The organism is Nonomuraea sp. NPDC049624 (assembly GCF_040675255.1).
In the GTDB taxonomy this organism is placed as follows: domain Bacteria; phylum Actinomycetota; class Actinomycetes; order Streptosporangiales; family Streptosporangiaceae; genus Nonomuraea.
Genome location: NZ_JBFAOR010000009.1, coordinates 415376 through 440400, shown reverse-complemented (window position 1 = coordinate 440400; position 25025 = coordinate 415376). Strand labels below are relative to the sequence as shown.

General features: G+C 73.7%; 26 protein-coding genes. 15 read left to right on the top strand and 11 right to left on the bottom strand.

What is annotated here, in order from left to right; all coding sequences use genetic code 11:
- The first annotated feature begins 6 nt into the window (after positions 1-6).
- Positions 7-939 carry a LysR family transcriptional regulator gene (locus AB0J76_RS35855; protein WP_352327208.1) on the top strand — a complete coding sequence of 311 codons (933 nt, stop codon included), beginning with the start codon at positions 7-9 and terminating at the stop codon, positions 937-939.
- 52 nt (positions 940-991) lie between these two features.
- Here the strand turns inward: AB0J76_RS35855 and AB0J76_RS35850 are convergent, their stop codons facing one another.
- The gene (locus AB0J76_RS35850; protein ID WP_352327207.1) at positions 992-2431 is read right to left on the bottom strand and encodes an MFS transporter; all 1440 of its coding nucleotides are present in this window, start codon (positions 2429-2431) and stop codon (positions 992-994) included.
- Between the two features lie 84 nt (positions 2432-2515).
- On the opposite strand from AB0J76_RS35850, the gene AB0J76_RS35845 reads away from it, so the two are divergent.
- From AB0J76_RS35845 to AB0J76_RS35830, 4 genes are all read left to right on the top strand, one after another.
- Entirely contained in the window at positions 2516-3346 is an 831-nt protein-coding gene (locus AB0J76_RS35845) for a helix-turn-helix transcriptional regulator (RefSeq protein ID WP_352327206.1), read from the top strand.
- Between the two features lie 55 nt (positions 3347-3401).
- Positions 3402-4025, top strand: a complete 624-nt coding sequence (locus tag AB0J76_RS35840) for a hypothetical protein (RefSeq protein WP_352327205.1) — start codon at positions 3402-3404, stop codon at positions 4023-4025.
- A gap of 142 nt (positions 4026-4167) precedes the next feature.
- A complete protein-coding gene (locus tag AB0J76_RS35835) occupies positions 4168-5292 on the top strand; it encodes an FAD-dependent oxidoreductase (protein ID WP_352327204.1) in 1125 nt (374 codons plus the stop codon).
- A 137-nt stretch (positions 5293-5429) separates the two neighbouring features.
- Positions 5430-6023 (top strand): TetR/AcrR family transcriptional regulator, encoded by a 594-nt coding sequence (locus AB0J76_RS35830; protein WP_364392108.1) that lies wholly within the window; start codon positions 5430-5432, stop codon positions 6021-6023.
- Here AB0J76_RS35830 and AB0J76_RS35825 read toward each other — a convergent pair.
- Positions 6004-6909, bottom strand: a complete 906-nt coding sequence (locus tag AB0J76_RS35825) for an alpha/beta hydrolase (protein ID WP_352330735.1) — start codon at positions 6907-6909, stop codon at positions 6004-6006. The genes AB0J76_RS35830 and AB0J76_RS35825 overlap by 20 nt on opposite strands.
- 157 nt (positions 6910-7066) lie before the next feature.
- Between AB0J76_RS35825 and AB0J76_RS35820 the strand changes: the two genes are divergently transcribed.
- From AB0J76_RS35820 to AB0J76_RS35810, 3 genes are all read left to right on the top strand, one after another.
- Positions 7067-8053, top strand: coding sequence for a prephenate dehydrogenase/arogenate dehydrogenase family protein (locus AB0J76_RS35820; protein WP_352330734.1), 987 nt, complete (start codon positions 7067-7069; stop codon positions 8051-8053).
- Positions 8054-8191: 138 nt separating this feature from the next.
- Positions 8192-8491, top strand: coding sequence for a phosphopantetheine-binding protein (locus AB0J76_RS35815; RefSeq protein ID WP_352330732.1), 300 nt, complete (start codon positions 8192-8194; stop codon positions 8489-8491).
- On the top strand, positions 8488-8751 hold the full coding sequence (locus AB0J76_RS35810) for a phosphopantetheine-binding protein (protein ID WP_352330730.1): 264 nt from the start codon (positions 8488-8490) through the stop codon (positions 8749-8751). The genes AB0J76_RS35815 and AB0J76_RS35810 overlap by 4 nt, the downstream gene beginning before the upstream one ends.
- A gap of 61 nt (positions 8752-8812) precedes the next feature.
- On the opposite strand, the gene AB0J76_RS35805 is transcribed toward AB0J76_RS35810, so the two are convergent.
- The gene (locus AB0J76_RS35805) at positions 8813-9631 is read right to left on the bottom strand and encodes an S-methyl-5'-thioadenosine phosphorylase (protein ID WP_364392103.1); all 819 of its coding nucleotides are present in this window, start codon (positions 9629-9631) and stop codon (positions 8813-8815) included.
- Between the two features lie 405 nt (positions 9632-10036).
- Between AB0J76_RS35805 and metK the strand changes: the two genes are divergently transcribed.
- From metK to AB0J76_RS35785, 4 genes are all read left to right on the top strand, one after another.
- A complete protein-coding gene (gene metK / locus AB0J76_RS35800) occupies positions 10037-11224 on the top strand; it encodes a methionine adenosyltransferase (RefSeq protein ID WP_364392100.1) in 1188 nt (395 codons plus the stop codon).
- Positions 11225-11376: 152 nt separating this feature from the next.
- Positions 11377-12024, top strand: a complete 648-nt coding sequence (locus AB0J76_RS35795; protein WP_352329767.1) for an isochorismatase family protein — start codon at positions 11377-11379, stop codon at positions 12022-12024.
- Positions 12025-12169: 145 nt separating this feature from the next.
- Complete coding sequence (locus AB0J76_RS35790; RefSeq protein WP_364392097.1) at positions 12170-12727, top strand: hypothetical protein; 558 nt, start codon at positions 12170-12172, stop codon at positions 12725-12727.
- Positions 12724-13266, top strand: a complete 543-nt coding sequence (locus AB0J76_RS35785; protein ID WP_364392094.1) for a hypothetical protein — start codon at positions 12724-12726, stop codon at positions 13264-13266. The genes AB0J76_RS35790 and AB0J76_RS35785 overlap by 4 nt, the downstream gene beginning before the upstream one ends.
- Here the strand turns inward: AB0J76_RS35785 and AB0J76_RS35780 are convergent.
- From AB0J76_RS35780 to AB0J76_RS35770, 3 genes are read right to left on the bottom strand one after another with little or no spacing between them, the layout of a single operon-like run.
- Entirely contained in the window at positions 13210-13935 is a 726-nt protein-coding gene (locus tag AB0J76_RS35780; RefSeq protein ID WP_352329772.1) for an alpha/beta hydrolase, read from the bottom strand. The genes AB0J76_RS35785 and AB0J76_RS35780 overlap by 57 nt on opposite strands.
- Positions 13936-13952: 17 nt before the next feature.
- Positions 13953-14723: a 4'-phosphopantetheinyl transferase superfamily protein gene (locus AB0J76_RS35775; RefSeq protein WP_352329774.1), complete on the bottom strand. Its 771-nt coding sequence runs from the start codon at positions 14721-14723 to the stop codon at positions 13953-13955.
- Positions 14720-15055 (bottom strand): hypothetical protein, encoded by a 336-nt coding sequence (locus AB0J76_RS35770; RefSeq protein ID WP_352329776.1) that lies wholly within the window; start codon positions 15053-15055, stop codon positions 14720-14722. Before AB0J76_RS35770 ends, AB0J76_RS35775 begins: the two co-directional genes overlap by 4 nt.
- A 368-nt stretch (positions 15056-15423) precedes the next feature.
- Between AB0J76_RS35770 and AB0J76_RS35765 the strand changes: the two genes are divergently transcribed.
- On the top strand, positions 15424-16866 hold the full coding sequence (locus tag AB0J76_RS35765; RefSeq protein ID WP_364392089.1) for an MFS transporter: 1443 nt from the start codon (positions 15424-15426) through the stop codon (positions 16864-16866).
- A gap of 9 nt (positions 16867-16875) precedes the next feature.
- Here AB0J76_RS35765 and AB0J76_RS35760 read toward each other — a convergent pair whose 3' ends face one another.
- Entirely contained in the window at positions 16876-18462 is a 1587-nt protein-coding gene (locus AB0J76_RS35760) for an acyl-CoA carboxylase subunit beta (RefSeq protein ID WP_352328845.1), read from the bottom strand.
- 275 nt (positions 18463-18737) lie between these two features.
- Here AB0J76_RS35760 and AB0J76_RS35755 point away from each other — a divergent pair, with 275 nt between their 5' ends.
- Positions 18738-18908 (top strand): hypothetical protein, encoded by a 171-nt coding sequence (locus AB0J76_RS35755; RefSeq protein ID WP_352328843.1) that lies wholly within the window; start codon positions 18738-18740, stop codon positions 18906-18908.
- Positions 18909-19051: 143 nt separating this feature from the next.
- On the opposite strand, the gene AB0J76_RS35750 is transcribed toward AB0J76_RS35755, so the two are convergent.
- Entirely contained in the window at positions 19052-20038 is a 987-nt protein-coding gene (locus tag AB0J76_RS35750) for a helix-turn-helix transcriptional regulator (RefSeq protein WP_352328841.1), read from the bottom strand.
- A gap of 96 nt (positions 20039-20134) precedes the next feature.
- A complete protein-coding gene (locus tag AB0J76_RS35745; protein ID WP_352328840.1) occupies positions 20135-21235 on the bottom strand; it encodes a hypothetical protein in 1101 nt (366 codons plus the stop codon).
- A gap of 231 nt (positions 21236-21466) precedes the next feature.
- On the opposite strand from AB0J76_RS35745, the gene AB0J76_RS35740 reads away from it, so the two are divergent.
- Positions 21467-22969, top strand: coding sequence for a benzoate-CoA ligase family protein (locus AB0J76_RS35740; RefSeq protein ID WP_352328838.1), 1503 nt, complete (start codon positions 21467-21469; stop codon positions 22967-22969).
- Positions 22970-23130: 161 nt separating this feature from the next.
- On the opposite strand, the gene AB0J76_RS35735 is transcribed toward AB0J76_RS35740, so the two are convergent.
- Positions 23131-23934: a TIGR03084 family metal-binding protein gene (locus AB0J76_RS35735; protein ID WP_352328837.1), complete on the bottom strand. Its 804-nt coding sequence runs from the start codon at positions 23932-23934 to the stop codon at positions 23131-23133.
- A 13-nt stretch (positions 23935-23947) separates the two neighbouring features.
- Positions 23948-25021 carry a carboxymuconolactone decarboxylase family protein gene (locus tag AB0J76_RS35730; protein ID WP_364392082.1) on the bottom strand — a complete coding sequence of 358 codons (1074 nt, stop codon included), beginning with the start codon at positions 25019-25021 and terminating at the stop codon, positions 23948-23950.
- Positions 25022-25025: the final 4 nt, after the last annotated feature.

The following is a 25025-nucleotide window of genomic DNA, read 5'->3' as shown; positions in this document are numbered from 1 at the left end:
CTGGGCGTGGAAGCAGACGTCTCGGGCGTACGCGCCTTCATCGCGACCGCCGAAGAACTGCACTTCGGCAGGGCCGCCGCGCGCATGTTCATCACCCAGCAGGCGTTGTCGAAACGCGTCCGCAGGCTGGAGGACGCCCTCGGCACGCCGCTGTTCGAACGGACCACCCGGTCCATCGAGCTGACCGCCGCCGGAAGGCGGTTCCTGCCTCTGGCCGTGGCGGCGGTGGCGGCGTTCGACGAGGCGGTGGGGGCGGTCCGCGTGGTGGACAGCCCCGTCCGCGTGGACGTCTACGACGAGCGCTTCACGCCCCTGCGCATGGTCAGGGAGGCCAGCGAGCGCGACCCGCGGCTGCGCGTGGAGGTGAGCATGCGGCAGGGGCTCGCGGTCGCGCTGCCGGCGCTGCGCCGCCAGGAGATCGACGCGGCCTTCGGACGGGCGCGCGACCTGCCGTGGCCGGAGGAGCTGTCCCAGCGGCTGGTCCACCTGGAGCCCCTGGCCGCGTTCGTCCCGGAGGATCACGCGCTCGCGCACCTGAGCGAGCTGCGGCCCGCCGACCTGCGGGCGGGCGGCATCGCGATGCCCGACCCGGCGGGCGCCGCCGAATGGCGCGCCTACCTGGGACGCCTCGCCGACCGCCTCGGCGTGCCCTTGCGCTTCACCGAGCCCGCCATCGGCCAGGGGCACCTGGTCCAGCAGTTCCTGCGCGAGAAGAGCGCCGTCGGCCTGGGGGAGTGGAGCATCGACGCGACGGGGAGCGGGCTGCGCCGCATCCCCATCGTGGACCCGATCCCCCTCCTGCCGTGGTGGGTGGTCTGGCACCGCCGCAACCCGCACCCGCTGCTCCGTACGCTGCTCGGCCGGCTCCCACGCGTGAGCCCGCCGGACCCGTCGGACGGACGGCACTGGATCCCCGGCGCCGACCGCGCCCTCCCGTAGGGTCGCCCGGCGCCTCCGCGGGCTGCTGACCGGCCGTTCACGGGTGCGTGTCTCATGGCCGGCGAGAGGTGGTGCGGAGCAGGGCGTACCCGATCAGGATCGAGACGGCCAGCACCACGGCGGCGTCCACGGCGGCGGCCAGCCGGACACCGCTCAGCAGAGCCGGGGCCGCGGCCTGACCGGCGGCCTGGAGCGCGGACACCTGAGCCATGCAGATGGCGCTGAGGATCGGGGTGCCGACGGTGATGCCGATCTGCTGGGCGCTCGTCACCAGCCCGGTCGCGAGCCCCTGAGCCGTGTCGGGAAGCCCGGACGTCACGGTGACGCCGTAGGAGACCACGACCGACATGTGGCCCACGGAGGCCAGGCAGATCACGGCCAAGGCCGGCCAGGCGCCCTCGGTCACGGTCATCGCGGCGGTGCAGACGCCCTGCACGGCCAGCCCCGCGACCAGCGTCCGCCCCGCGCCCAGCACCCGGATCACCGAGGAGGAGACCATGCCCGTCACGGCCAGGACGACGCCCTGGCCGCCGAAGAACAGACCTGTCCACAGGGGTGACAGCGCCACGACGTCCTGCAGGTAGAGAGTCAGCAGGAAGATGAACGAGCTCATCATGGAGAAGGTGATCAGGCCGCCCAGGCTGCCGAGGGCGACCGTGGGCCTGCGCAGCATCGTCAGCGAGACCAGCGGCTGCGCGGCTCGCGACTCGATGACCACGAACCAGCCCAGCAACAGCACGGCCGCCGCCATGGCCGCGGCCCTCACCGCGCCCGCCGCCGACAGGGCATAGATGAGGCAGACCAGGCCGCCGCTGACGGTGGCGGCTCCGGGCAGATCCAGCCGGGGAGAGCGGGCGCCCCGGCTCTCGGTCAGCAGTCCGGGCGCCGCCACGGCGAGGACGCCGCCCGCCACGGCCAGCAGCGCCATCGTCGAACGCCAGCCCAGCGTGTCCGTCATGGTGCCGCCGACCAGCATCCCGACGGTGAATCCGAGCGAGAGCACCGACCCGCTGACGCCGAGCGCCCGGTTGCGCTGCGGCCCTTCGGCGAAGGTCGTCGTCAGCAGCGACATGCCGGTGGGAATGACGGCGGCGGCCCCCAGCCCCTGCAGGACCCGCCCCGCGACGAACACCCCCGGGCTCCACGCGAGGGCAGCCAGCACGGAGGCCGCGGTGAACAGCAGGACGCCGCCCAGGAAGAGCCTGCGCCTGCCGTACAGGTCCGCCATGCGGCCGAACAGCAACAGGCAGCCGCCGGAGGGCAGCGCGAAGGCGGTGATCGCCCATTGCAGGTCGGCCTGGTCCATCCCGAGTTCCCTGCCGAGATCGGGCAAGGCCACATTTAGAATCGAAAAATCCAACGAAATGATGAACTGCGCGGCACACAGGATGGCAAGGATGAATTTGGCACGCGTGGTGAACCGAGCGCCGTGCTCCCCGGCGGAGGTTCCGGCACCGGCCTCGGCGTCCCTGGACAAGGGGTCGATCGTCATGGCGTCCACGCTCGGCCATCACCGGTCTGCGCGGGGAGAGCGTGGTGACACCGGTGGTGGCACCACCAGTCGAAGCGGTGCGCGGTGAGGCAGGGAGAGGAACGTCGCCGGGACCTGCGTGACTTCCTGATGAGCAGGCGGGCCCGCGTCAGCCCGGCCGCCGCCGGCCTGCCGGCGGGCGGGCGCCGGCGCACGCCGGGGCTGCGCCGTGAGGAGGTCGCGGTGCTGGCCGGGGTGAGCCCGGGTTGGTACCAGTGGCTGGAGCAGGGGCGCGACATCAACGTCTCCGCGCAGGTGCTGGACGCCGTGGCCCGGGTCCTGCAACTGGACGAGGTCGAACGGCGGCACCTGTACACGCTGGCCGGGCTCAATCCGCCGCCTCCGGCCGGACACCCGCACGCCTACTGCGAGGGACTGCAACGACTGATCGAAGCCTGGGACCCCAAGCCGGCGACCATGCTGGACGCCTCCTGGAACCACGTGGCCTGGAACGAGTCGGCCACGCTCGCGCTGGACATGGCGCAGGCCGAGCGCAACTGCCTGGTGGGCTTCTTCCACGACCTGCGGTACCGACGCCGGGAGCGGGCCTGGCAGGACCTGGCGCCGACCGTGGTGGCGGCCTTCCGCGCCGCGGCGGCTGAGCAGCCCTGCGATCACGACATCCACGACGTGGTCCGCGCACTGGGCGCGTCCAGTCCCGAGTTCGCCCGGTTGTGGGCACGACAGGACGTCCAGGCGGCAGGGATCTGGGTCAACGAGGTCGACCATCCCGTCGTGGGCACGCTGACCTTCGAGAGCAGCCAGATGAGACTGCCCGCCAGACCCGACCTGACCCTGGTGCTGTACAACCCGCTGCCCTGCACCGACACCGCCGACAAGCTCGCCTGGCTGCGCTCCGTCACGGCGCCCGTCTGAGCCCGGCGGCCGTGAGAGGAGACGGGCGCATCGGCGACGGAGGTAGCGCGGCCAGATGAGCTTCGGGAACTTCGCTCGCAAGGCGCGCGACACAGCCTTGCCCCACCAGCGACGGGTATCCGCGCTTCGCTCCTGCGTGCAGCTCTACCGTCCGATCGGCTTCGAGGCGACCTTGAGTTTCCTGCGAGCCAAGGCTGGGCCGTTCCGCACCGACGAGTCCGCGCTTCTGCGAGCCTTGGCCGTGCTGGAAGCCAGTCGTTCAGCCTGGCAGGCGGAGAAGCGGGCCTACGCGATCGCTCGACGCGAGGCCAAGCGGCGGGGCCGGCGCAGCCCCCGCCCCGGCGACATCAACCCCTACACCCCGGCCTGTTGGTACGGCGCGCGCCGAGAAGCGGCCCTCCATGCTGTGTCCTTCTGGCACCAGCGACGGCTCGCGGTCCTGATCGTCGATGATGACAAGCCTTCACAGCTCCTTGGCGAATGCGTGCAGACGTGCCTCGCCACGGGCGGTCATCTCCCGCCCGAGCAGCGTCGACTCCTGGCCGACTGCATCGACCAGCTCACCGCTCGCCTCCGGCCGGCACCCTCGCGCGACGACCAGCTCGAGTACTCCCGCACCCAGGACCTGCTGACCGTGGCCCGGCACCTTGAGGCCGCCATCACGGTGGAGGGCCGCTAGCCTGACTCCATAAGCGACCGGGAACTCTAGATCGTCGGTGAGTGCCTGACGGCCGCCGCGCGAGGGCCGTTCTTCGACGACGACAGCGCAGTCGCGCCGCTTGCCAGAGGGCGGAGACGAGTGTCCGTGAGAGAATCGGGTCGTGGAGCGGCCTGGATGTGTTGCTGTCATCGGGGTGGGCGTTCTCGGAGCCTGTGTGGGCTGGAATTTGGCACGGCACGGCGTCAAGGTGGTCTTCCTCGACGCGGGCCGGCCGGGTGAAGGGGTCACCGACTGGTCGTTCTCGTGGGTCAACGCCAGTGCCAAGACCGCGAGCAGGCCCTACTTCGACCTGAACGTCGCGAGCATGGCCGCGTACCGCGAGCTTGCCGAGATCATCGGGCCGGACCCATGGTGGCACCCCGACGGCCACCTGCGCTGGGCGGACGACCCCGCGGCGGAGGCGAGCCTCCTGGAAACGGCCGCGCTGCTGGCCGGCTGGGGCTACCGGGCCGAGGTACGCACGGGAGCCGAGGTACGCCGCCACCTCGAACCCGCGCTCACGGTGTCCGGCGAGGTTCCGGTCGTGTTCTTCCCCGACGAAGCCTGGGTGCACGGACGCCATCTCGTCGGCCGCCTGGTCGGCCAGGCCGTCGCGGCCGGCGCCGAGCACCGGTTCGGCACCACGGTCCATGACATCGGCACCGCCGCCGACGGGAGCGTACGGACCGTCGTCCTGTCCGACGGCAGCCGTCTCGACGTCGACGTCGTCGTGAACGCCGCGGGACCCGGCGCCGCCCACCTCGCCGGGTTCGTCGCGCGGCACTTGCCGATGCGCCGGGAGCCCGGCCTCGTCACCCGGATCGAGTGTGCGCAGGTGCCGATCCGCCGGACCATGCACGCGCCCCGCGTCGCGATCCGACCTGACGGAGACGCTTCGGTGGTCCTCCACAGCCGCGAGGTCGACGCGCTCATCGACACCGGCGAAGATCCGGCGGCGCTCGAACGGCTGCTCCACGAGTCGGCGCGGCACGTCGTCCCCGGGTTCGAGGACTCTCGCATCGTCAGGACGCGGGTGGTCGACCGGCCCATCCCGGGCGACGGATACCCCTCGGTGGGAGCGGTGCCGTCCGTGCCGGGCTACTACGAGGCCGTCTCCCACAGCGGCATCACGCTCGGGCCGGTGATCGGCCGGCTGCTCGCGTCGGAGATCGTCAGCAAGAGGCGGGACGAGACGCTCGCCGCCTTCCGCCCGGAACGGTTCTCCCATGACAACCCGGCAAGTTGACGATACGGCCTCCTCCGCAGCCTACGAGTCTCGAGGTCCCGCCAGAGGCGCCGTTCGTTCGGGCTCACCGGGTTTCCTTGATCCGCTGCACCGGGCTCGTTGCGATCCTCCGGGTGGGCGGGCTGTTTAATGCTGCCATGGGACGTATCGCCGGCGTCACCGCCGCCGAGACTCGTGAACGGTTGTTGCGCGCCGCCGCGGAGGCGTTCGCCGAGCGCGGCTACGACGGCACCCGCGTCGCCGACATCGCCGCCGCCGCCGGGGTGAGCAACGGCGCCCTGTACGCGCACTTCGGTTCCAAGGCCGAGCTGCTGGTGGCGGCGCTGCGGGCGCACGGGCGGCGGGGGCTGGCCGACCTGTTCGCCGCCGACCCCGACCGGCCCGTCCCCGACCTGCTGCTGGAGATCGGACGCTGGCTGCCGCAGCGGCGCGACGCCCGCGGCTACCTCATCGTCGAGGCCCTCGTCGCCGCCCGCCGGGACGAGGACGTCGCCCGGCCCATGCGCGACTACGTCGGCGAGCGCGCCGGGTCGATGGCCGCGCTGGCGCGCCTCGCCCAGGACCGGGGCGAGCTGGACCCGGCGCTGTCGCCCGCCGCGCTGGCCCATTTCTGCCTGCTGCTGTCCATGGGCAGCGCCCTGGTCACGCCCGACCTGCACGCCGTTGGCGAGGAGGAGTGGGCCGCCCTGCTCGCCCGGGTCGTCGGCGCGCTCACCCCCGAACCGTCCTGACCGCCCCACGCTCTGCCCCGGACTCCATGACCGCGCCGCGGCCAGCCGCGGATTCCGCGGCCGCGCTGCGTCCCGCCCCGGAGTCCATGGCCGCGCTGCGCCCGGCCGCGGGCTCCATGGCCGCGCCGCCCCCGGCCGCGGCTTCGATGGCTGCGGTGATCAGGGGCCAGGTGCTCGACAGGGGGTCGATCAGGCTGAAGTGGCCGGCGTCCGAGGGCTCGATCAGCACCGCCGACGGCTCGGCCGCCGCCGTCCGGCGGCTCATCGACACCGGCAGTACGCGGTCCTTGACCCCGTGCACGAGCACCAGCGGGCCCCGGTTGTAGGGCAGCAGGCGCGCCGGGTCCACCTCGTCCAGCAGGTCGGCGCGGTCGTGGAGCAGGGCGCGGGCCGCGCCGCCGCCGAGCCCCGCCGTGAACGCCTCGCCCAGGTCGCAGACGGCGGCCAGCCCCACCACGCCGCGGACCGCCGGTTCGGCGTGCCAGCGGGAGCCGGGCGGCAGCCGGTGCCGCAGCGCCGACCAGAGCGCGAGGTGACCGCCCGCCGAATGGCCCACCAGCAGCACCCCGGACGGCCACTGCGCCCGTACGAGGTCCAGCGCGGCAGCCACGTCGTCGAACGTGCCCGGGTGGCCGCCGCCCTCCTGGCCCACCCTGCGGTACTCGGGCAGCCAGACCGTGTGGCCGAGCGCGGCCAGGGCGACGGCCATGGGACGGGCGTGCCGCCGGTCGTACTCGGCCATCCAGTAGCCGCCGTGCAGCAGGACGAGGGGCGGGCGGCCGGTCCCCTCGTAGACGTCGATCACCTGGTCGGGGTGGCGGTCGCCGTAGCGCAGCACGCGGTCGGGCGGGCGTACCGGGCGGGTCAGCAGGTCTTGGTAGGACATGTCGTGATCGTAGGAGCGCGTCCAGGGGCTTGACCTGGGGTTGCGCTGGCAGGAACGTGCCGCGGGGCGGCAGCAAGAAGACGGGCCGCGTACCGCCGCCGGGCGCCGCGCGCCGCGACCATGGGGGAGTGACGTCCGAGGGAAGCGAGGTTCGGCCATGTCCCCAATCCGCCGTGTCGTGGTGATCGGCTGTGGGTTGATCGGCACGTCCGTGGCGTGCGCGCTGCGGCGGGCGGGCGTCCGGGTCGAGCTGGCCGACCACGATCCGTGGGCGCTGGCGCAGGCCGCGCGGATGGGCGCGGGCACCGCGCTGCGGGCCGGGGCCGGCCCGGCCGACGTCGTCGTGATCGCCACGCCGCCCTCGTCGGTGGCCGCCGTCCTGCGGGAGGCGCAGGCCCGCGGGCTGGGGAGGGTCTACACGGACGTGGCCAGCGCCAAGTCGCGGATCCTCGCCGAGGTCGAGCGCAGCGGTTGCGACCTGTCCTGCTACGTGCCCGGCCATCCGATGGCCGGGCGGGAGGTGTCGGGACCCGGGGCCGCGCGGGCGGGGCTGTTCGAGGGCAGGACGTGGGCGTTGTGCCCCCATCCGGCGCTGTCGCCGGGCGCGCTGCGCACGGTGGCGGCCCTCGCGACCGCGTGCGGGGCCGAGGTGCGGCTGCTCGCGCCGGACGCCCACGACCGGGCCGCCGCGGCCGTGTCGCACCTGCCGCTGGTCCTGTCGGCCGCGCTCGCCGCCCGGTTCGCGACCGGCGACCAGGACGGGCCCGCCGACCCGGCCTCGGGCATGGCCTCGGGCACGGAGACGGGCACGGAGACGGGCACGGGCACGGGCACGGGCACGGGGACGAGGTACGAGGTGGACCGGGACGCGGGCGGGTTGTCGCTGGCCGCCGGGGCGTTGCGGGACGTGACGCGGGTGGCCGGCAGCCCCGCCGGCATGTGGCGGGACATCCTGGCGCACAACGCGACCCCTGTGGCCGACCTGCTGGACGAGCTGACCCGCGACCTGAGCCGCGTCGCCGCCGCCCTGCGCGCCGCCGACGACGGCCCGGTGGCCGAGGTGCTGGCCAGGGGGAACGAGGGGCACGCGCGCATCGTCCGGGCGCTGTCGCGCACGCGGGAGGCGGAACGGGCCGCGTCCTGACCCCACGAGCGACCCTTCTGGCGCGGACGAGCGAGCAGGTGTGGACGAACGGTCCCGAGTGCGCACGTGAGGACAAGCGCCCGCCGCCCCCCGCGGCTTATGGTCCCCCCAAGGGAGCCTCACGGGAGGACGCGAGACGTGGACCCGGCGGACGTCGACAGGCACGTCACCGACATCTGGAACACCGTGCTCGGCGTCGGCCCGGACGAGGCCGGCGCCACCTTCGGCGAGCTCGGCGGCACGGCGCTGGCCGCGCTGCGGATGGCGGCCCGGATCGAGGGCCGGCTCGGGGTGGCCGTCGAACCGGCCGTCCTGCTGTGCGACGGGACGCTCGACGCGCTGCTCGGCCAGGTCAGGTCCCGGGCATCCGCGGAGATGCGGCCGCCGCGGCGCCGTTGCGGCAATCACCAGCAGATCTTGAGAGGGGACGGCCCATGACCGGCGGACTCAGCCTCGCCGAGCTTCGCGAGAAGGTCGGCGACATCTGGTACGAGGTGCTCGACGTGCCCCAGGGGCTGGAGGCGGCGACGTTCTCCGACCTGGAAGGGGAGTTCGCGGCCGCGGCGCGGCTGGTCGGGCGGATCAAGGAGGAGCTGGGCATCTCCATCGACGTCGGCGACGTCTTCGACGCGGACCCGAACCTGGAGGCGCTGGTCGAACGCGTCGCCCTGGACGCGCACGTGCCGATGGCGGTGTAGTCCCCGTGATCACACCCGGGTTCCCGCGGGGACCCGGGTTTCCGCATGCTCCAAGAGCGCTTCAGGCGGGAAGGTGGTCGGCGTCGGCGGGGAGGGCGGCGTCCTCCAGGGCCCGCGCGCACCCGCACGTACGGGTGCGCGGCAGCCGGGACACGGTCGCCAGCACCAGCGCCCGCAGCCGGTCCAGCCCCTCGTGGAGGATCGAGAAGAGCTCGTCGCGCCGCGCGCCGGAGCCCACGCCGAGCCCGGCGTCCAGGTCCGTCACCAGCGCGACCGGCACGTAGCACAGGGCCAGCTCGCGGGCGAGCGCCGCCTCCGGGCAGGCCGTCATGTCGAGCAGCGACCACCCCTGGGCGGCGTACCACTGCGCCTCGGCCCGGCTGGACAGGCGCGGGCCGTCGACGACCACCGTCGTGCCGCCGTCCACGCAGTCCTGTCCGGTCGCCGCCGCGGCGTCGAGCACCGTCTCGCGGCCCACCGGGCAGTACGGGTCCGCGAACGGCACGTGCACCGCCGCGTCGTCGAAGTACGTCCGGACCCGTCCGCAGGTCCGGTCCACGAGCTGGTCGGGCACCACCATCACGCCCGGCCCGAGCTCGGGCCGGAGCGAGCCGACCGCGGACGGCGCGAGGATCTGGCGCACGCCCACCGAGTGCAGCGCCCACAGGTTGGCCCGGTAGTTGATCCGGTGCGGCGGCCGGCGGTGGTCGCGCCCGTGCCGGGGCAGGAAGGCGACCGTGCGGCCGCGCACCCGGGCCAGCGAGAGCGGCGCCGACGGCTCGCCGTACGGGGTGGTGAGCGTGACCTCCCGGGCGCCGTCGGCGACCGAGGAGAACCCGCTGCCGCCGATGATCCCGATCTCCGCGCCGATTCCGTTCATGATCAGCCTTTCGTCGCCGGTGCGTCCGGGACCCGGCGTAGGTGATCCGCGCGGCGGGAATTGCCGTCCGGGCATCAGGAGCATCGTGGCCTCCCGGCGCGTCCGGGGCATCTCCTGGATTGCCCGACCGGTCCCGACGCCGCACAGGGAAAGAACCCGCCACGCCCGGCCGTGGTTATTCTCGAGAGCGAACCTTCGTCGCGCAGGTCATCGGAGAAGAATGCTCGACGCGAAATCTTGGATGATCTGCGTCCGGGAAATTCGAGTTTTCCCGCCGCCGAGATGTGGAGCCATTCCATGCCCAAAGTGATTCGCGTGCCGAGGCCGAAGAGACCGCGTACCCCCGTGACCGCACTCGACCTGCGCACGCCCGCCGGGCGCCGGCTGCCCTACTAGGAGGCGTCGGTGTCACGTCGTTTGTTCACCTCCGAATCGGTCACCGAGGGCCACCCCGACAAGATCGCCGACAGGATCAGCGACGGCATCCTGGACGCCCTGCTGGCCAAGGACCCCGGCAGCCGGGTCGCGGTCGAGACGCTGATCACCACGGGCATGGTGCACGTCGCGGGCGAGGTCACCACGCAGACGTACGTGGACATCCCCGGCCTGGTCAGGGAGACGATCCTGCAGATCGGCTACGACGCCTCCCAGAAGGGCTTCGACGGCGCCTCCTGCGGCGTGTCGGTGTCGATCGGCACCCAGTCGCCCGACATCGCCCGCGGCGTGGACGACGCCTACGAGCACCGCGGCGCGGTCGCCGCCGACGAGCTGGACCGGCAGGGCGCCGGCGACCAGGGCCTGATGTTCGGCTACGCGTGCGAGGAGACGCCCGAGCTGATGCCGCTGCCGATCATGCTGGCCCACCGGCTGGCCCGGCGGCTGGCCGAGGTCCGCAGGTCCGGGACGGTGCCGTACCTGCGGCCGGACGGCAAGACGCAGGTCACCGTCGAGTACGAGGGCGACCGGCCGGTCCGCCTGGACACCGTCGTGCTGTCCACCCAGCACGCCGCGCACGTCGACCTGGCCGGCATGCTGACCCCCGACGTCACGCGCGAGGTCGTCGAGCCGGTGCTGGCCGAGGCGGGCATCGACACCGCCGGCCACCGGCTGCTGGTCAACCCGACGGGCCGGTTCGAGGTCGGCGGGCCGATGGGCGACGCGGGCCTGACCGGACGCAAGATCATCATCGACACGTACGGCGGCATGGCCCGGCACGGCGGCGGCGCCTTCTCCGGAAAAGACCCCTCCAAGGTGGACCGGTCGGGCGCCTACGCCATGCGCTGGGTGGCCAAGAACGTGGTGGCCGCGGGGCTGGCCGGGCGGTGCGAGGTGCAGGTGGCGTACGCGATCGGCAAGGCGCGGCCGGTGGGCCTGTTCGTGGAGTGCTTCGGCACCGAGCGGGTGCCCCGGGAGCGCATCCACGACGCCGTGCGCGAGGTGTTCGACCTGCGGCCGGCCGCGATCATCCGGGACCTGGACCTGCTGCGTCCCGTCTACGCGGGCACCTCCGCCTACGGGCATTTCGGCCGCGCGGAGTTCACCTGGGAGCGGGTGAACCGGACGGAGGAACTGCGGGCGGCGGCCGGGCTGTGACCATGGGCCCGGCGCGCTCCCCGGAAAAAGAAAAATGGCTGGAAACGGCGGCGGGAAGTCAGCTTCCTGCCGCCGTCCGGCATTTCAGGGGACGCCGTGGCGGCACATCATGGAATCAGCCTCAAAAAGCTGCGAGAAATTCGGAGGTCGCCGTGCCGGTCGTTTCCGAGATAGAGCCCTACCCGATGCCGGACGCCGCCGAGCTGCCGCCCGCCGCGGTCACCTGGACGCCCGACCCGCGCCGGGCCGTCCTGCTGCTGGTCGACCTGCAGCACGCCTGCCTCGACCTCTTCCCGCCCGGCGAGGCGCCGCTCACCGACCTGGTGCGCAACGTGACGGCGCTGCGCGAGCTGTGCGCGCGCCTCGGCGTGCCCGTCGCCTACGCGGCGCAGCCGGGCCTGCTGACCGGCGAGCAGCAGGGGCTGGCCAGGGACTTCTGGCGGCGCAGCGACCGGCTGGAGCCCGCCCGGCGCGGCTTCCCCGAGCCGATGGCGCCGGGACCGGGCGACTGGATCTTCACCCGGCGGCGCTACAGCGCCTTCCACGAGACCACCCTGCTGTGGTGGCTGCGCGAGTCGGGACGCGACCAGCTTCTCATCGCCGGCGTCTACGCCCACATCGGCGTCCTGACCACCGCGCTCGACGCCTTCACCCACGACATCCAGCCGTACGTGGTGGCCGACGCCGTCGCCGACCTCACCGCCGCCGACCACCGGCAGGCGCTCGGCTACGTCGCCGGCCGCTGCGGCGTCACCCTGACGACCAAGCAGCTGCTCGCCGGCCTGCCGCGCAATTTGTGAGTTGTCAGGCCCGGGATCGCAGCGGACACTGAACTCGCGATCTCCCGGAGCAGGCGCAACCGAAGGGGACCGAAGACCGTTCGCCGGCGACCTCGCCGTGCCGGGACGACGCGTGACCGACGATCCCGGAAGCCGAGGTTCCCGCATGGCCACCCACACGGTGTCGACGTCCGGCGGCCTGTTGAGCGCGCTCAACACCCGCTACCACAAGCCCGCCCTCACCCTCTACCTGGTCGTCGTGCTCGCCCACTGGGCCGAGCACGTCGCCCAGGCCATCCAGGTCTACGTGCTGGGCTGGCCCCTGAAGGAGGCGCGCGGCGTCCTCGGCATGCCCTTCCCCTGGCTGGTCAGCTCCGAGTGGATGCACTACGGCTACGCGCTGCTGATGCTCATCGGCCTGGTGATGCTGCGCTCGGGCTTCACCGGCAGGTCGCGCACGTGGTGGAACATCTCGCTGGGCATCCAGGTCTGGCACCACCTGGAGCACCTGCTGCTGCTCCTGCAGGCGCTCACCGGGAACAACCTGATGGGCCGTCCGGTGCCGACGAGCATCATCCAGCTTCTCGTCCCGCGCATGGAGCTGCACCTGTTCTACAACGGGCTGGTCTTCGTGCCCATGGTGGTGGCCATGCTCCTGCACCGCAGCCCCCGTCCGTCCGAGCGGGCGGCGATGCGCTGCGCCTGCGCGGTGTCGCCCGCGTGATGGCGCGCTCCGGGCGCCGCGGGGTCTCCCCGGCCTTCTCCTTCGCGCTCAGCCTGGTGGCGGGCTTCCTGCTGTTCCTGACCGTGCCGAACCTCGGCACGGTCGTGCGCGCCGCCCGCGCCGACGGCGTGCCCGGGGTGTTCGTGCCGCGCACGCTGGCCTGCATCACGCATCCGGGGCACGAGTCCTGCGTCTGGACGGGCGACTTCCGCTCCGACGACGGCACCACCGGCCGCACGGGCGTCGAGATGTACGGCAGCGACCGCTACACCCACCGGGCCGGGCAGCCGGTCCGCGCGGTGGACATCGGCTCCGGCGGCCGCGTCTACGGGCCGGACGGGTCGAACGAGTGGGTCTTCAGCGCCCTGCTGCTGGCCGTGGCGCTGGGCCTGCTGTGGTTCCTGCACGCCGGCTCGCTGCGGCGGCTGCTGCCCGCGTCCTCGCGGCCCGGGCCGGCACCGGGCCCGGAGGCCGCCGGCCACTCAACGGCGGCCGGCGACGGCGTCGGACAGCAGAGCGCTGAGCGGGCCGGGCGCTGAGACCATCGGCCAGCAGCCGGTGTCCAGGGTGTGGAAGTCCCAGGACGGCGCCGCGCGCAGCGCGGACACGTCGGGCGACAGGCTGCCCTGGAAGTGGTCCAGGGCGCACACCACGTAGCTGGCCCGCTGCCGCTCCAGCGGCGTGCTGAGCACGGCGGCCTCGGCCACGGCGCGGCCGGGGTGGCCGACGAACCGGGCGGCCAGCCAGCGCGCCTGCGCCGCCGTGAGGCCCTGTCCCTCGGCCAGCAGGGTGTGGTCGGGGGCGGGCCAGCGGCCCCCGCCCGCCTCGATCAGGCGCAGCTCCTGCTCCCGCTGCCGGTCGGGGAAGGCGTGCAGCATCGAACGGCCGTCGTGCGGCAGGAACGCCTCGACGTAGACGGTGTGGGCGACGCGGCCCGGCGCCCGGTCGGCGACCTGACCGGCCACCAGCCCCGAGTAGCTGTGCCCGACGAGCACGACGTCGCGCAGCCCCTCGTTCTTCATCAGGGTCAGCACCTCGTCGACGTGCGTGTGCAGGCCGACGCCTGCGACGTCGTCGCGCGGCCCGGACAGGCCGCGCAGGGTGACGGCGCGGGCGTCGTGCCCGAGCAGGCGCAGCCGCCGGACGACGGGCTCCCAGATCCACGCGCCCGACCAGGAGCCCGGCAGGAGGAGGAAGGTCCTTCGCATCTGGATCGTCCTCCTCGTCACGCGACGCCGGCCAGCGGCCCCGGCAGGGGGCCCCGAGCGAAGTCTGCCCGCGCGGCGGGCAGGTGGAACTCCACCGCCTCGACCGGACGGCCGGTGATCACCGCGACCGCGGCGACGTAGCCGCGGCCGGGCGACAGGACGCGGAACCGCAGGCTCTCCGGCGGGATGTCCAGCGGCCAGCTCAGCAGGGCCGGGTCGTCGGCCGGCCCGCTGACCGCCACCTCCGTCGGAGGCACCCGCAGGCCGTGCCCGGTGGCCTTGAGCGCCGCCTCCTTGCGCACCCAGACCTTCGCGAACGCCTCGTACCTGTCCTCCTGGGGGAACGCCTCCAGGACGGCCAGCTCGGCCTCGGTGAGCGCGCAGCGGGCCAGGTCGTCCACCGGGTCGGCGGGCACGGCCTCCACGTCCACCCCGAGCGGCCCCTCGGTCGTCACGGCCACCGCGACCCGGTCCTCGGAGTGCGAGACCGACACGTGCAGCGGGAAGCCGGGCGCCCGGACCTGCGGCTTGCCGTGGTACCGGGTGCAGTCGGGGCACGACCGGTCCACCACGACGTCCTCGGGACGGACGCCGAGCTGCACGGCGCTCGCGGTGCGCAGCAGCCACGAGCCGGTCAGGAAGCGCCTGCGGTCGGCCTCGCGGCGGAACCGCGCGGCCCGTTCCAGCTCGGGCTCGCTGAGCACCGACAGCAGGGTCCCCTCCGGATGGTCGCGCGGGCCGGCCCACCAGACCTGGCACTCTCCTGGCGCCACCACAGATGCGATCACTGGTCTTCCTCCCTTGCGGCTGTGCTGCTGTGGGACAGGACGCGGCAGGCCACCAGCTCCCACCGGTCCACCTCGGGGTTGGCGAGGGTCTGCGTCACCTCGGCGCGCACCTGCGCGCTGGTCAGGGGCTCGTCCACGCGCATCCGGATGACGATGTCCCCGCCGGCCTGGGTGAGGTCCTTGTGCCAGTGGCCCGGCAGGAGCGCCATGATGCGGATCCCGTCGATCGGGGAGCCGAGGAACGGCATCCCGCGCACCTGGCGCATCGTCACCTGGATCAGCATGGCTTCCTCGTCGCCGTGCGGCGTGAAGGGGCGAACATGGGGTCTCATCTCCATCTCGTCTGCCGGAGGTCTGTCTCTCGTACCTCCACTGTGGGATCCGGGGAGGGCGCGATCCAGGGATGGGGACGTCAGGAAGCTGCAGGCCGCCGCCGCATGTTGTCACCGGGACCGCCCCTGGTCCTAGGTCCAAGGTCCCGGGTCACGGCGACCGGACGGCCGATCCCGCGGGCCGCGGCGGACGGCATAGTCGTCCCGGAGACGACGCGGAACACGTGGGGAGGGGCGATGACCGGACCGGACGGCCCGAGCCCGGGCGCCGCCCACCCCAGTGCCCTCAGGGGGTGTGCCAACAAATGTCCGCCGGTTCCGGTGCAGCCATCAGGCCACCGGAACCCGTACGGACGAAAGGCACATCCATGTCCATCACCCGCTCCCCGGACCGCATCCGGCGGCCGGGGTGGAGCCTCGCGCTGCTCGCGCTGGGCCATCTGATCATCAGTCTCGACTTCACCATCATCTATGTGGCCCTGCCGGACATCGCGTCCGATGTCGGTTTCACCGCGCACACCCTGCAATGGGTGGTCACCGCGTACGCCGTCCTCTACGGCGGTTTCCTGCTGTTCGGCGGGCGCCTGTCCGACCTGGCCGGACGCCGGCGGATGTTCGTGCTCGGCATGGCGCTGTACGGCGTGGCCTCCGTGCTGGGCGGCCTGGCCACGGCGCCGGCGGTGCTGCTCGCCGCGCGCGCCGTGCAGGGCCTGGCCGGCGCGGTGCTCTTCCCCGCGGTGCTGGCGCTGGTCAACACCGCGTTCGCCGAGGGCAGGGAGCGCAACCGCGCGCTGACGGTCTGGGCCATGGCGGGCGCCGGCGGGCTCACGGCGGGCGCGCTGGCCGGCGGGGTGCTCACCCAGGCCCTGGGCTGGCAGGCCGTGTTCTACGTCAACGTGCCGCTGACCGTCGTGGGCGCCGTCGCCGCCTTCGCCCTGCTGCCTCCCGACGGCCGCGCCACCCGGGGCAGCGTGGACGTGCCCGGGACGCTGACCGGCACCGCCGGCGTCACGCTGCTGATCTTCGCGATCGCGCACGGCTCGGAGGCGGGCTGGGCGCGAGCCGAGGTGGTCGCGGCGGCCGTGCTCGCGGCGGTCCTGGTGGCGGTGTTCCTGCGCCTCCAGGCCCGCGGCCGGAGGCCGCTGATGCCGCTGCGGCTGTTCCGCAACCGCGCGCTCAGCGGCGCGGTCGTGGTCATCCTCGTCTTCGGCCTGACGATGCAGGCCGTGCCGTACTTCCTGACCCTGTACCTCCAGGACGTCCTCGGTTTCGACGCCCTGGAGACCGGCCTGGCGTTCCTGGCCCCGACCCTGTCGATCACGGCCGGCAGCTTCCTCAGCGAGCGGCTGGTCCACCGGCTCGGCACCCGCGGCACGCTGATCGCCGGCATCCTCGGCAACGCCGTGGGCGCCGTGCTCCTGGCCCCCGGCATGCAGGGGGACGGATCCCTGCTCACCGTCCTGCCCGGGATCGTCGTCATCGGCCTGGGCATGGGCATCACGTACGAGGCCATGTGGATCGCGGCCGGCACCGGCGTGCCGGCGGACGAACAGGGCCTGGCCTCCGGGGTGGCCTCCACCGCGCTGCAGGTGGGCACCGCGGCGGGCCTGGCGGTCCTGGTGGCCGTCGCCAACCAGGGCATCGAAGGCCTGGCCGGGCCGGCCCTGCGCGACGCCTCCGCCCAGGGGATGCGCGCGGCGGTCCTCGTCCTGGGCGCCGTCACGCTGACGGGCGTTCTGGCCGCGCTCAGGATCCCCGGACAGCGCGCCCGGACGGCCGCGGCCGTCCCCTGCGCCGACCAGGCGAACTGACGGAAGGCGCTACAAGGGAAGGTTGCCGTGTTTGCGCGGCGCCACGTGCTTGCGCTTGTCGCGCAGCATGGCCAGCCCGCGCGCCACCGCCGACCTCGTCTCCACCGGGTCGATCACGGCGTCGACCAGGCCGCGCTCGGCCGTGTACGCCGGATGGACCAGCTCGCGGGTGTACTGCTCCAGCAGCTCCGCCCGCCGGGCGGCGGGGTCGGCCGCGGCGGCCAGCTCCTTGCGGTGGATGATGTTGACCGCCCCCTCGGCGCCCATCACCGCGATCTCGTTGGTCGGCCAGGCCAGCGACAGGTCGGTGCCGATCGACCGGGAGTCCATCACGATGTACGCCCCGCCGTAGGCCTTCCTGACGATGACCTGGACGCGCGGCACGGTCGCCTCGCAGTAGGCGTACAGCAGCTTGGCGCCGTGCCGGATGACGCCCGAGTGCTCCTGCTCCTTGCCGGGCAGGAAGCCGGGCACGTCCACGAGCGTGACCAGGGGGATGGAGAAGGCATCGCAGAACCGGACGAACCTGGCCGCCTTCTCCGCGGCCGACACGTCCAGCACGCCGGCCAGCACGGTCGGCTGGTTGCCCACCACGCCGACCACCTGGCCGTCGATCCGGGCCAGCGCGCAGATCACGTTGGGCGCCCAGCTCTGGTGCAGTTCGAGGAAGTCGCCGTCGTCCACCACCTCGGCGATCACCAGCCGCATGTCGTAGGGCTTGGTCGGCTCCACCGGCACGATCTCGGCCAGCCGGGGCCGGGCGTCGCCGGCCGCGGCCCGGGCGGGCAGCGCCGGCGGGCGGCTCATGTTGTTGCTCGGCAGCATCGAGACCAGCTCGCGCACGGCGGCCAGGCAGCTCTCCTCGTCGTCGTGCACGAACGTGGCCAGCCCGGACCGGCTGGCGTGCACCTGCGCGCCGCCCAGCTCGGCGTGCGTGATGCGCTCGCCGGTGACCGCCTCGACCACGTCCGGGCCGGTCAGGTAGAGCTGGGCGGTGTCGCGCACCATGAACGTGAAGTCGGCCAGCGCCGCCGAGTAGGCGGCGCCGCCCGCGCACGGGCCGAGCACGACGGCGATCTGCGGGATCACCCCCGACGCCTGCACGTTGCGCTGGAAGATGCCGCCGTAGCCGTTGAGCGACAGCACGCCCTCCTGGATGCGGGCCCCGCCGCTGTCGTTGAGCCCGATGAAGGGCGACCCGCTGGACAGCGCCAGGTCCATCACCTTGTGGATCTTCTGGGCGTGCGCCTCGCCGAGCGAGCCGCCGAAGACGGTGAAGTCCTGCGCGTAGACGAAGACGCGGCGGCCGTCGATGGTTCCCGATCCGGCCACGACCCCGTCGGTGTGCGGCCGCTGGGCCTCCATGCCGAGCCCCTGGGCCCGATGCCGCCGGAACATCTCGATCTCCAGGAACGAGCCCTCGTCCAGCAGCAGGTCGAGCCGTTCGCGCGCGGTGCGCTTGCCCAGCGCGTGCTGCCGCTCCACGGCCTGCGGGCGGCCGCGCGCGATGTCCGCACGCGCGCCGGCCAGCTCCTCGCGCAGGCGGTCCATGGCCGACGGCGGGGCTTCCTGGAGGACCTCGGGGGAGATGGTCATCGTTTCCTCCTCGGACTCTTCCGGTATGTCCAGTTAAGGATCGATGACCGTTTCATGTCACCTCCTGCAGTGCTTGACCGCGCCGGACATGGCAGGAAGCGGAAACGCCGATGCAGCTTGCTGCCTCGCCGAAGCCTGGTTCGTGCCCCCGCCGCGGCGCAAAGTTGGAAGTGCAAGGAAACAGCGCCACGAACCGCCGAGAAAGAGGCAGTGAAATGACGAACAGCATTGTTGCCAAGAGGATTTCCCAGTGGATTATCGCGATTGTCTCCGGGATGCTCGTCTGGGCCGTCGGCGCCACCGCCGCGCAGGCCGCCGCCGCTGCCGCCGACACGGTGGTGCTGCAGGCGGACGGCAACACCTGGCCCGCGCCGGCCGCCCCTGACGGCAACACCTGGCCGCTGCCCACCCCGCTGCCCTCCCCGCAGGGCAACACCTGGCCGTAAAAGCCCCGACACCGGAAAGGAATTGACCGTGAATTTCGCCGAGGAGGTCTGCTTATAAGACGAGGGCCGAACACGAGAGAACCCCCGCGACCGGGTCGCGGGGGTTCGTCATGCCGTCCGGCGGAAACGCCGGAAGAAACGCCTCAGATCCAGTTCTCCTCCTTGGCCCGCAGCGCGGCCTGGAAACGGTTGACCGCGCCGAGCCTGGCCATCAGGTCGGCGACGTAACGGCGGTAGGTGCGTACCGAGATGTCCAGCTCGCGGGCGGCGATCTCGTCCTTGTCGGCCGTGGCCATGACCGCCAGCACCCGCTGCTCCATCTTCGACAACGTCGGCTCCTCGCCGGGCGGGTCGAGGTGGTCGGCCAGCGGCACGGCCGACTTCCACAGGCCCTCGAAGTAGATGACGAGCTGGGAGATCAGGCCCGGCTCGCGGACCAGCAGCGCGCCCGTGGAGTGCGCCTTGGGATCGATCGGGACGACGGCCACACTGCGGTCGTACATGAGCATGCGGTCCATCGGCTGGTCGGTGACGCGGATCTCGGCGCCCAGGTGCGCCAGCTCGCGCAGGTACGACACCATGCGCTGGTCCTCCAGCGCCTTGGGGTGGAAGATCTCGCGCAGGGCCAGGCCGCGCCGCAGCGAGCGCGTGTCGAGCGGCAGCGCCGACTCGATCATCACCTCGTTGAACGGCCCGCCCGGGTGCAGGCAGAGCGTCTCCTTGTAGGAGAAGAAGGCCAGGTCGTCCAGGCGCTGGCGGACCCGCGCGCCGCTCTCCACCCGCTCGATGTCCAGCACCGCGTTGGAGCGGTCGCCCTCCCGCTTGTCCTCCAGGAAGCTGGAGATGGCGTCGCGGGCGCCGAACACCCGGCGGATCTCCGCGTTCAGCTCCTCCAGGCGCTGCTCGACCAGGCGCTCGATGGCGATCCGCGGCTCGGTGGCGGTGACCCGGTGGCGGTCGTTCAGATCGAGCATGGTGAGCCGGTCGAGCGTCTCCACCGCCGACTCCACCGTCTCGGGATCGAGGTCCAGGGCCTCGGGCACCGAGCCGACGCTCTCCCCCCGATGGCGCAGGAAGTAGCGGTAGACCGCCTCCGCTTCGGGGGTGACTCCAATGACGGACAGATCCACGCCCCACCTCCCGGGGGTTCGGCGGCCGGAGCTTGCACTTCCATTATCGGAATCCGGACGGCCGGCGCTCCTCGCAGGTTGCGGTGTCCGCGGAGGTCAGGGCACGGGACAGGGCAGCACGGTGGCCCCGGGCGCGGCCCGGTAGCACGCGGCCCCCGGGCACAACACCTTGACGACCTCGCCGCCGGCCCGCACGGCGACCGGCTCGTGCCCGAACCGGCGCGCGGCGATCTCCGGCCAGCCGGACGGACGCAGCCCGCTCACCTCGTCCACCAGCCGCGGATCGGCGTCGACGGCCAGGCGCTCCAGATGGGCGGCGTAGTCGCCCTCCCGCTGCCACACCGCGAACCGGCGCAGGCAGTCGGGCAGCTCCAGCGTGCTCCACGGCTGCGCCCTGGCCGCCATCGCGCGCAGGAACGCCTCGCACACGGCCGACTTCACGGTACGGCCGGCCGCCGCGGCCAGCGTCGCGCCCTCGCCGCCGACGGTCACCAGGGCGACCCGGAGATCGGGCACCGACAACACGAACGCCGACATCCGCAGCCCCAGCCCCGAGGCCGCGGCCGTCACGCCGGGCGGCAGCAGGCGGTCCAGCGAGCCGGAGACCCGCAGCAGCGGCTCGCGCGGCTCGGCCCACCAGCGCGCCACCACGTCGTGGGCGACCACCTCGGCGATCGCCTCCGGCACGCCGCTGTCCACCACGCCGCTCGTGGCCGGCTCGACCAGGCATTCGTGCCCGCCCGTCCACACGACCTCGACGGGCAGCCGGTAGCGCCGCCCGCTGAGCAGGCCGGTGCCGGGCACGTGCCGCCGCAGGCTCGCCGGCGGGTCGGCGACGAAGTCCGACAGGCGCAGCTCCGTCCCCGTCCACGCGGGCTGGGGGCCGTCGCCGGTCAGGCGGCGCAGGCGGCGCAGGGCGGCCAGCCGGGCCAGGGCCCGCGCCCTGCTCTGGGCCTCGTAGCCGGCGAACCCGGCGACGATGACGGCGAGCTCGTCCTGCGGGGATTCGGCGCAGGCCAGATGGACGGCGCCGCCCAGGCAGTCGGCCATCGGCGCGAACGCCTCACCGGCCGTCCCGGCGGCGGTCTCACCGGCCATGTCGTCAGCCATGTCGCCGGCCATGCCGCCGGCCGTGTCGCCGGGCGCCTCACCGGTCGTCTCCGTCACCGGCCACGAGCCCGCGGGCGTGGATGCCATCGCTTCTCCTCCGCAGCGCGACGGCCGTCGCGGCCGCCGCATCCCCAGTACACGCGCGGCCGAACGGGCCCGTCAACGCCGCGGCGGCCATCCCGCAATCCGGGAGAAAGCCGTCAGCAAGCTGCCACGACCGCCAGCTTGCTGACGCCTCCAGGCCCCCTGCGGACGGCCCGCGCCCGGCACCGTGGAAGGCGGAACCAGCCCGCGAGCAGAGCAGCGAGAAGGCATGTCATGGACTCTTTCAACATCGCCGCACGATTCCTCGACCGCGCCGACGGCGCCAGGACCGCGCTCGTCACCCGCCAGGGCCGCGTCGACTACGCGACGCTGCGCGCCCTGGCCGACCGCGCCGGCAACGCGCTGCGCGAGCTCGGCGTGCGCCGCGGCGACCGGGTGCTCATCGCCGCCGACGACAGCGTGGAGTCGGTCGCCACCTGGTACGGCGCCCAGAAGATCGGCGCGGTCACCGCCGAGGTCTACACGTTCCTGCGGCCCAAGGACTACCGCTACTTCGCCGGCTACGCCCGTCCGCGCCTGGTGGTCGCGGGGCCGTCGGCGCTGGAGAGCCTGCGCGCGGCGGGGCTGACCGGCCTGCTCGTCACCGGCGTGCCGCGCCACCTGCTGCGCCCCGGCGAGCACCACTTCGACACCCTGGTCGGCGCGCAGGACGCGCGGCTGGACCCGGTGCCGGTCGCCGCCGGGGACGTGGCGCTGTGGAAGTTCACCACCGGCAGCACCGGCGCGCCGCGCGCCTGCGTGCTGCCCGCCAGGAGCCCGCACGTCAGCTTCGACTCCTACGCCCGCGGCGTGCTGGACCTGCGCCCGGACGACGTGGTGCTGCCCGTGCCCAAGCTGTTCTTCGGCTACGCCCGCGACCTGACCGCCCTGTTCCCCTTCGGCGTCGGCGCGGCCGGCGTGATCTTCCCCGAACGCAGCCGGGTCGAGACGATCTTCGAGCTGATCGCCGAGCACCGGCCCACGGTCCTGGTGAACGTGCCCACGATGATGAGCGCCATGCTCGCCCACCCCGACGCCGGCCGGCAGGACCTGAGCTGCCTGCGGCTGTGCACGTCGGCGGGCGAGGCGCTGCCGCCCGAACTGCACCGCCGCTGGAGCGACACCTTCGGCGTGGAGGTGGTGGACGGGCTCGGCTCCTCCGAGGCGTACCACATCTTCCTGTCCAACCGCCCGGGACGGGTCCGGCCCGGCACGCTCGGCCAGGTCGTCCCCGGCTACCGCGCCCGCGTCGTGGACCCCGAGGGGCGGGAGGTCCCCGACGGCGAGACCGGGCGGCTGGAGGTCACCGGCGACGCCGTCGCGCTGGAGTACTGGCAGGACCCGGAGCGGACCGCGGGCACGTTCGTGGGCGGGCGGACCGTGCGCTCGGGCGACCTGGTGACCAGGGACGCCGACGGTTACTTCCGCTACCGGGGACGGGCCGACGACCTGCTGAAGGTGGGCGGGTCCTGGGTGGCGCCCGCCGAGATCGAGAACTGCCTGCGCGAGCACCCGGCCGTCGTCGAGTGCGCGGTGGTCGGGTACCGGCTGCGCGGGCTGACCCGGCCGCACGCGTACGTGGTGGCCTCGGCGGCGGTCGAGGCGGCCGAGCTGAAGGCGTTCGTCCGGGCCCGGCTGGCGGCCCAGAAGTTCCCCCGGAAGATCACCTTCGTGGAGCGCCTGCCGCAGACGGCCTCGGGCAAGGTGGACCGCCGCGCGCTGGAGGTCGGGGCGTGAGAAGCGGGCGCGCCCGGGACTGGGGGAGTTCCGGACGGGCGCGCCCGCGGTTCGGGAAACTTCTCACACGCTGCTGTTCAGACGCCGCTGTTCAGACGCCGCTGTTCAGACGCCGCTTCCCGGACGCCGTCTGCCAAGCGCCGCTTCTCAGGCGCCGCCTGTCAGACGCCGGCGCGGGCGAACTGGCCGGGACGCCGGCCGGCGCCGGCCGGCCCGCGGTAGGCCTGCGCGATGTCCAGCCAGCGGTCGGCCTCGGCGCCCGTCGCCGTGACCGCCACGTCGGCGCGGTGCCGCCGCCTGGTCACCAGCAGGCAGAAGTCCTCGGCCGGGCCCGAGACCCGCTGGGCCGCGTCCTCGGGGCCGTAGGCCCACACCTCGCCGGAGGGGCCGGTGATCTCGAAGCGGAACTCCTCGGCCGGCGGGGTCAGCCCGCGCGACAGGTAGCCGAAGTCCCGGGTGAGCACCGCGAAGACGACCAGGTGCCGCAGCCGGTCGGTGCGCTCCAGCCGCACGCCGAGGGCGTCGGCGACGTCCTGCCCGTGGGCGAAGGTCTCCATGATGCCCGCGCACGCCAGCACGATCGGCGGCAGCGGGTTGACCAGCCACGGCACGACCTCGCCCGCGGGCACGGCGGCCAGACCGGCGTGCACCTGCGACCGTCCGGCCCGCCACTTGGCCAGCAGCGTGTCCGGCGAGTCGTTCTCGAACGCCTTGAGCGCGGCGTTCACCGCGCCGTCGAAGTTCTTCTCGGCGCCGGCCGTCATGGCCGCGAACGCCTCCGCGTCGGTGGCGGCGGCGGTGGCCAGGCGGAAGATGAAGGCCAGGTGGGCGATCTGGTCGGCGATCGTCCAGCCCGGCGCGGGGGTGGGCAGCTTCCACTGCTGGGCGTCCAGGCCCGACACCAGCGCGTCGAGCTGGTCGCCGTCGGCCGCCAGGTCGTCGAGCACTACCTCTAGCTCGGTCACGTCCTCGTTCCTTTCAGTCGGCTGTCGATGCGGTCGGAAGCGGGGTGGCGGGCAGCCCGGACCAGGCGCCGGTCCGGCGCGCGGCGGTCATGGCCGCCCAGGAGGCCGCCTCGACGAGCGCGGCGTCGGCGAGCGCGGCGTCGGTGGGCGCGGCCGGGCCCGGCGTCGCGGCCCGGAACTCGCCGACCGTGCGCGCGTCCACCTGGTGGGAGGCCAGCGCGGTCAGCAGCGCCAGCCGGGCGGCCGGACGCTGCGCGGGCGGCAGCGCGGCGGCGGCCTGATCGGCCCAGCCGCGGCCGGGGCCGGGCGGGACGCCGTCCCAGCCGGACACCCGCTCGGCGACCAGCTCGCGGACCTGGACGGGCAGCCGCCGCGCGCCGCCCTCCTCGATCGCCGCCGCGGCCCTGGCGAACGCCTCGCCGAGCCGCGCGACGCCGCCCGCCCAGGCCAGGTCGTCCGGCAGCGGCGCGCCGGGCAGCAGGCCCAGCGAGCCGCCGGGGGTCGCGGGCCGCCGCGCGGCGGGCCGCATGAGCGCGCCGAACACCCGCAGCGCGGATCCGCGCGCGGCGCCCGGCAGCTCCGGCGGCAGCGGCGAGTCGCCGAGGAACACGTTGACCATGCGGTTGAGGTACTGGAAGGTCACCGCGACCGCCACGAGCTCCATGGCCGCCGCCCCCGTCACCGGCGGGCCGCCGGCCCCGGGGGCGGCGCTCGCCCTGGCCCAGGCGGCCAGCGGCCGCAGCCCGGGATCGGCGGGGGTCAGCGCGCGCAGGGTCGCGCCGTGCACGTCCACGCAGTACGGGCAGGCGTTGCCGGCCGAGACCTCCCTCGCCACCAGCTCCCCGGCCACCCGTCCGGCCGCGCCGGCGGCCAGCAGCGACTCGCGCAGGACCAGCCAGCACGCGGCCAGGGCGCGCGGCGCGGGGGAGTGCAGGGCCACCGGCGGCGCGAGCATGCCGAAGTCCCGCTCGACCTGCTCGTACACCCGGGCCACCAGGCCGCGGGCGGCGCCCGGCCGCACCGGGCGCACGTACCGCACCTGGGCGAGCGCGCCGGGCGCGGTCATCCGGCTGAGCAGCCGTCCCATCGCC